The following is a 5827-nucleotide window of genomic DNA, read 5'->3' as shown; positions in this document are numbered from 1 at the left end:
GCGCGGCTCACCCGCCACACCCGTCCCACCCCTCAGCCAGACCTTGCACATCCCGGGCATTGCAACGGCCGAGATGTGCAGGTTTCCCCGGCCCGCCGGGGAAACCGACGCCCACCCCCACCCCACAACAGGGTCAGCGGGCGGGACCGTAGGAGAGGTGGACGACGCCGTTGTCGTAGACCTCGTGCTCCAGGAGGGAGAGGGTGGTGGGGTCGACGCCGTCGTCCCACAGCCGCCGGCCGCTGCCCCGAGCGACCGGGTAGACGAACAGGTGGAGGGCGTCGACCAGGCCGTCCCTCAGCATGGCGCGCACCAGGGTGCCGCTGCCCGAGGTGTAGATGGTGCCGTCGGTGTCGTCCTTGAGCCGGCGGATCGCGTCGGGGTCGTAGGGGCCGAGCCGCGTCGATGGGCCCCACTCCACGTTCGGCTCACGCGAGCCGACGACGTACTTGTGGGTGTCGTTGAAGAACGGCGCCCCGGGGTCGTCCTCGACGGTGCGGGTCGACCAGGCGGGCGCGAACATCTCGTACGTCGTCCGGCCGAGCAGGATCGCCGTGGCGCCTCCGGTGATGGCGCCGAGGGTCTCGCCCATCTGGGGGTCGAAGCCGAAGTCGAAGGTCCAGCTCGGGTCCTCGAAGACCCCGTCGAGCGCCATGAACTCGTGAACCGCGATGTCTCCCATGGCGTCCTTCCTACTCCCTGGCGTCGGTGGCCCGCCACCCGTCGGGCGGATCCTCACCCACCCGGCCGTCCACGGCCTCGCGGATCAGGTCGGCGTGGCCGGTGTGCCGGCCGTACTCCTCGATCAGGTCGCAGACGAGACGCCGCAGGCTCGCGTGACGCCCGTTGCCGTCGGAGATGTGGACCAGCTGGTCGAGCCCACCGTCGGCCATGGCCGCGCCGAGCCTGGCGCGGGAGCGCTCGACCGCGCCGTCGTAGAGGGCGTAGAGCCTCTCGGGTGGGTCGTCGGCGGCGGACTCGAACTCCCAGTCGTCGTTGTCGTCCCAGCCGTTGTCGTCCCACTCCGCACCCAGGGGCTCGCCGGACAGCTTGGTCGCGGAGTAGGAGTCCTCGACCACGGCGAGGTGCTTGAGCAGGCCGCCGAGGCTCATCGAGGACACCCCGAGGCGGGTCCGCAGCCCGGCGGCGTCGAGGTCGTCGGCCTTCCAGCGGAAGGTGGCACGCAGCCGGTCGAGGGCGCCGAACAGGTGCTCGGGCTCGGAGCCGGCGAAGGGCGGCTCCCAGGGGCGTTCGTCGGTGGTCATGGGCGCCACGGTAGACCCGGTTCCGGACACATTTCGTCCGGAGATGCGGCTACCTTGGGGCCGTGATCGGACTCCCGCGGTGACCCTCCACCGCCTCTCGCGGGTTGAGGCGCGGCAGATCGCGGTCCGTGCCCAGCTGCTCGACAGCGCGCGACCCACCGACCTGCAGGACCTGGTGCGACACCTGACCCTGCTGCAGCTTGAACCCACCGCGGCGGTGGCGCCGAGCGCCGAGGTGGTCGCGTGGAGCCGGCTGGGGCCGCGGTTCCGGCGCGCCGACCTCGAGGACGCGATCGCCGACGGCTCGCTGGTCGAGCTGCACAGCATGCTGCGGCCCGCCGAGGACATCGCGCTCTACCGGGCCGAGATGGCGGTCTGGCCCGGCCCCGGCGAGCTGAAGGACTGGGAGATCTCGCTCCGGGACTGGGTCGAGGCCAACGACGACACCCGCCGCGACATCCTCGACAAGCTCTACGACGAGGGCCCCCTGCCGACCAACGCCCTGCCCGACACGACCCTCATCCCGTGGGAGTCCAGCGGCTGGAACAACGACCGCAACGTGCGGATGCTGCTCGACCGGATGGTGCAGCGTGGCGAGGTGGCCACCGCGGGGTACGACGGTCGCCAGCGACTCTGGGACCTCGCCGAGCGGGTCTACCCCGACGTCGAGCCGGTCCCCTACGACGAGGCGATGCGGATCCGGGCCGAGCGACGGCTGCACTCCCTCGGCATCGCGCGGGAGCGGGCGAGCAAGGCGCCCAACGAGCCCAATGACGTAGGCCCGGTCGGCGAGGCGGTGGAGGTGGAGGGGCTCCGTGGCCGGTGGCGGGTGGACCCGGCGTACCTGGGCGGAGGCCTCACCGGCCGCGCCGCCCTGCTGTCGCCGCTCGACCGACTGGTCTTCGACCGCAAGCGGATGGTCGAGCTGTTCGACTTCGACTACCAGCTGGAGATGTACAAGCCCGCCGCCAAGCGGCGCTGGGGCTACTGGGCGCTGCCGATCCTCTACGACGACCGGCTGGTCGGAAAGCTCGACGCCACGGCGGTCCGCAGCGACGGCGTGCTCCGGGTCGACGCCGTCCACGAGGACGACGAGTGGTCGCACTCGATGCGGGCCGCCGTCGAGGACGAGATCCGGAGCCTCGCCGAGTGGCTCGCCCTCGAGCTGGTCTGGGGCGACGACTGAGGCGGGTCAGGCCAGGGGGCCGGCCGGGCTCAGCCGCACCCTGACCAGGTCACCCTCCCCGATCCCCTCGGCCCTGCGGATCCCGACCTTGAGCGGCAGCACGTAGCGCCCGTCCTTGGGCCACAGCGACGTCTCCCACTCGGTGTCGCCGATCCGCACGCGGACCGGGATCATCCCCCAGCCGTAGGTCACCGCGGAGGACACCTCCTGCAGGTCCAGGCTCTCGTCCTCCGGTACGGTCACGAAGTAGAACGGCGCCGGGCCGCGCCACTCCCAGACCTCGCCGCTGAACTCCAGGTCCACGTCCCCATCCTCGCCGCCCGGGTGCCTCTGGCCCGACCGCACGCTACCGTCGCTTCCGGACGTTCTGCTTCCGGTACCCGAGGAGGTGCGATGAGTCCCGAGGCGAGCCCGACCGCCCGGGCGCTGCTGTCCCTGGAGCTCGTCCAGGCCAGCCCCGGCATCAGCGCCGCGCTCCTCGCCGACAAGCTCGGTGTCTCCGAGCGCGCCGCACGCAGGTACGTCGCGATCCTGCGCGAGGCGGGCATCCCCATCGAGTCCGTCCGCGGGCCGTACGGCGGGTACCGGGTCGGACGGGGGCTGCGGCTCCCTCCCCTGATGTTCAGCTCGACCGAGGCGCTCGGCCTGGTGATGGCGGTCCTCGACGGCCACCACGACGCCGGCGACCCCACCGGCCTGGTCGGCGGGGCGATCGGCAAGATCGTCCGGGCGTTGCCCGAGCCGGTGGCCGCGCAGGCCGAGGCGGTGCGCCGGACCACGGCGGCGGCACCCGACCGCTCCGCCGCGCGGCCCGACCCGGGCACCACGACGGCGCTGGTGCAGGCCTGCTCGGACCAGAGACGGGTGCGCATCGGCTACCGGTCGGAGGCGGGATCCGAGTGGGCGACCGATGCCGATCCGTGGGCCGTCGTGGTGCGCCACGGCCGGTGGTACCTCCTGTGCCGCACCCACCCCCGCGACGCGGTGCGGGCCTACCGGGTCGACCGGGTCACCGGCGTCGAGGTGCTCGACCAGACGTTCTCGCCGCCGGCCGACCTCGAGCCCGTCGCCATGCTCGAGTCCCACCTCGCCGTCGGCTGGGAGTACGACGTCGAGGTGCTCATCGAGGCCCCGATGGACGCCGTGGCGCCGTGCGTCCGCCGGGCCCTCGGGGTGCTGGAACCGATCGACCCCCGGACCACGCGTCTGGTCGGGAGCACCAGCAACCCGGCGTGGTACGCCGAGCAGCTCGCGGCGATCCCGGCGTCGTACCGCATCCGGGAGTCACCCGAGCTGCGGGAGGCCGCCCGCGTCCTGGGCGAACGGCTACTGGCAGCCGCCGGGGGGACGAGTTGAGGCACGTCGTGGTGATGGGCGTCTCCGGGTGCGGCAAGACCACCGTGGCGGAGCGACTCGGGCAACGGCTCGGGCTGGTCTTCGCCGAGGGCGACGCGCACCACCCGAAGGCGAACGTCGACAAGATGGCCTCCGGACGGCCGCTGACCGACGAGGACCGTCAACCGTGGCTGGAGACCCTGGCCGGGTGGACCCGCGAGCAGCACGCCGCCGGGAGCTCCACCGTCCTGTCGTGCTCGGCCCTGCGGCGTCGCTACCGCGACGTGCTCCGCGAGGCTGTCCCCCGCACCTTCTTCGTGCACCTGCACGCGGACTTCGACGTGCTCGCGGAACGGATGCGGCACCGCGCCCACTTCATGCCGCTCGCGCTGCTGGAGTCCCAGTTCGAGACTCTCGAGCCACTGGGAGACGGCGAGCTCGGCGTCCGGGTCGACGTGACCCCACCGGTGGACGACGTGGTGGCGGCCGCCGAAGCGGCGATCCTCCGGCAGCAGCGGGGCTAGTCGCGCCCCCCGGCAGTCGACCTGGCCGTCGACCTGGCCCGCAGGTGGGCGCGCTCGCCCTGCTTGCCGAACAGGCTCAGGAACTCGACGGCCTCGGCGCCGGCGGGGCCGAACCAGTGCGGGACCCGGGTGTCGAACTCGGCCGCCTCACCCGGCTCGAGGACGACGTCGTGCTCGGCGAGGACGAGCCGCAGCCGACCGTTCAGCACGTAGACCCACTCGTAGCCCTCGTGTGACTGCGGGTCCGGTTCGCGGCGACGCCTGCCGGCGGGGATCACGATCTTGTAGGCCTGGATCCCTCCTGCCCGGCGGGTGAGCGGCACCATGGTCATCCCGTTGCCCTTGACCGGGCGCAGGTGGATACGGGGGTCACCGGTGGGCGGGGCGTCGACGAGCTCGTCGAGGGTGACGCCGTGCGCCTTCGCCAGCGGGAGCAGCAGCTCCAGGGTCGGCCGTCGGTCGCCGGACTCCAGCCGGGACAGGGTGCTGACCGAGATCCCGGTCGAGGTGGAGAGGTCGGCCAGCGTGGTCTCCCGCTGCTTCCTCAGCGCCCGCAGCCGCGGTCCGACGGTGGCGAGCGCGTGATCGAGGTCGTCGTCCATCCCGCCAGTTTGCCATACCGGCAACAATGTTTGCCGATTCTGGGGACGGCCTGCATGCTTTCCGCAGGAGGTGGTCCACATGACCGAACGGCTGGAGGACAGCTACGACGTGGTGGTGCTCGGCGGCGGTGCCGCCGGGCTCAACGGGGCGATGATGCTGGCCCGGTCGAGGCGGCGCGTGGCCGTCGTCGACGCCGGCACTCCGCGCAACGCGCCCGCCGAGGGGGTGCACGGCCTGCTGGGTCACGACGGGATCCCGCCGGCCGAGCTCCTCGAGCGCGGGCGGACCGAGGTGCGTCGGTACGGCGGCCACGTGGTCACCGGCGAGGTCACGGGAGCGGTACGCGACGAGCAGGGGTTCACCGTCGCCCTGGCCGACGGGCGCTCCATCCGGGCCCGCCGGCTGCTGGTGACGACCGGCCTCGTCGACGTGCTGCCCGAGGTGCCCGGAGTGCGCGAGCGCTGGGGGCGCGACGTCCTGCACTGCCCCTACTGCCACGGCTGGGAGGTCCGCGACCGCGCGGTCGGCATCCTGGCGAGCGGCCCGATGTCGGTGCACCAGGCGCTGCTCTTCCGCCAGCTGACCGACGACGTCACCTTCTTCGCCCACGGCACGCGCCCCGACCAGGAGCAGGCCGAGCAGCTGGCCGCCCGCGGCATCCGGGTCATCGACGGGGAGGTGGCGTCGCTGGAGATCGTGGACGACCGTCTCGTGGGGATGCGGATGGGTGACGGCACGGTGGTCGACCGCGAGGCCGTGGTCGTCGGGCCGCGGATGGTGGCGCGAGCCGGGTTCCTCGGCGACCTCGGACTGACCACGGTCGAGCACCCGAGCGGGATGGGCGAGTACGTGCCGGGCGACCCGACCGGCCGCACCGACGTACCCGGGGTGTGGGTGGCCGGCAACGTCACCGA

General features: G+C 72.8%; 8 protein-coding genes. 4 read left to right on the top strand and 4 right to left on the bottom strand.

Annotated features, from left to right (window positions below; translation table 11 throughout):
- Nucleotides 1–133 precede the first annotated feature (133 nt).
- Nucleotides 134–682 carry a dihydrofolate reductase family protein gene (locus tag VFN12_RS16030; protein WP_325119758.1) on the bottom strand — a complete coding sequence of 183 codons (549 nt, stop codon included), beginning with the start codon at nt 680–682 and terminating at the stop codon, nt 134–136.
- A 10-nt stretch (nt 683–692) separates the two neighbouring features.
- Nucleotides 693–1265, bottom strand: coding sequence for a DUF664 domain-containing protein (locus VFN12_RS16025; protein WP_325119757.1), 573 nt, complete (start codon nt 1263–1265; stop codon nt 693–695).
- A 79-nt stretch (nt 1266–1344) separates the two neighbouring features.
- On the opposite strand from VFN12_RS16025, the gene VFN12_RS16020 reads away from it, so the two are divergent.
- Entirely contained in the window at nt 1345–2451 is a 1107-nt protein-coding gene (locus VFN12_RS16020; RefSeq protein WP_325119756.1) for a DNA glycosylase AlkZ-like family protein, read from the top strand.
- Nucleotides 2452–2457: 6 nt separating this feature from the next.
- Here VFN12_RS16020 and VFN12_RS16015 read toward each other — a convergent pair whose 3' ends face one another.
- Nucleotides 2458–2754 carry a DUF1905 domain-containing protein gene (locus VFN12_RS16015; protein ID WP_325119755.1) on the bottom strand — a complete coding sequence of 99 codons (297 nt, stop codon included), beginning with the start codon at nt 2752–2754 and terminating at the stop codon, nt 2458–2460.
- Between the two features lie 90 nt (nt 2755–2844).
- Here VFN12_RS16015 and VFN12_RS16010 point away from each other — a divergent pair, with 90 nt between their 5' ends.
- Both VFN12_RS16010 and VFN12_RS16005 read left to right on the top strand, forming a co-directional pair.
- The gene (locus VFN12_RS16010) at nt 2845–3807 is read left to right on the top strand and encodes a helix-turn-helix transcriptional regulator (RefSeq protein ID WP_325119754.1); all 963 of its coding nucleotides are present in this window, start codon (nt 2845–2847) and stop codon (nt 3805–3807) included.
- Nucleotides 3804–4310 (top strand): gluconokinase, encoded by a 507-nt coding sequence (locus VFN12_RS16005; protein WP_325119753.1) that lies wholly within the window; start codon nt 3804–3806, stop codon nt 4308–4310. Before VFN12_RS16010 ends, VFN12_RS16005 begins: the two co-directional genes overlap by 4 nt.
- Here the strand turns inward: VFN12_RS16005 and VFN12_RS16000 are convergent.
- Nucleotides 4307–4912: an XRE family transcriptional regulator gene (locus VFN12_RS16000; protein WP_325119752.1), complete on the bottom strand. Its 606-nt coding sequence runs from the start codon at nt 4910–4912 to the stop codon at nt 4307–4309. The genes VFN12_RS16005 and VFN12_RS16000 overlap by 4 nt on opposite strands.
- A gap of 79 nt (nt 4913–4991) precedes the next feature.
- Between VFN12_RS16000 and VFN12_RS15995 the strand changes: the two genes are divergently transcribed.
- Nucleotides 4992–5827: NAD(P)/FAD-dependent oxidoreductase (locus VFN12_RS15995; RefSeq protein WP_325119751.1), on the top strand; the 836-nt coding region annotated here is incomplete at its 3' end.

The organism is Nocardioides sp. (assembly GCF_035703625.1).
Lineage (GTDB): Bacteria > Actinomycetota > Actinomycetes > Propionibacteriales > Nocardioidaceae > Nocardioides.
Note: the sequence above shows the minus strand (reverse complement) of the source record. Positions and strands in the feature narration are given on the sequence as shown.

Excerpts from the sequence above, each read along its gene's own strand:
- VFN12_RS16030 (WP_325119758.1), bottom strand. The coding sequence starts at position 682 with ATGGGAGACATCGCGGTTCACGAGTTCATGGCGCTCGACGGGGTCTTC.
- VFN12_RS16025 (WP_325119757.1), bottom strand. The coding sequence starts at position 1,265 with ATGACCACCGACGAACGCCCCTGGGAGCCGCCCTTCGCCGGCTCCGAG.
- VFN12_RS16010 (WP_325119754.1), top strand. The coding sequence starts at position 2,845 with ATGAGTCCCGAGGCGAGCCCGACCGCCCGGGCGCTGCTGTCCCTGGAG.
- VFN12_RS16000 (WP_325119752.1), bottom strand. The coding sequence starts at position 4,912 with ATGGACGACGACCTCGATCACGCGCTCGCCACCGTCGGACCGCGGCTG.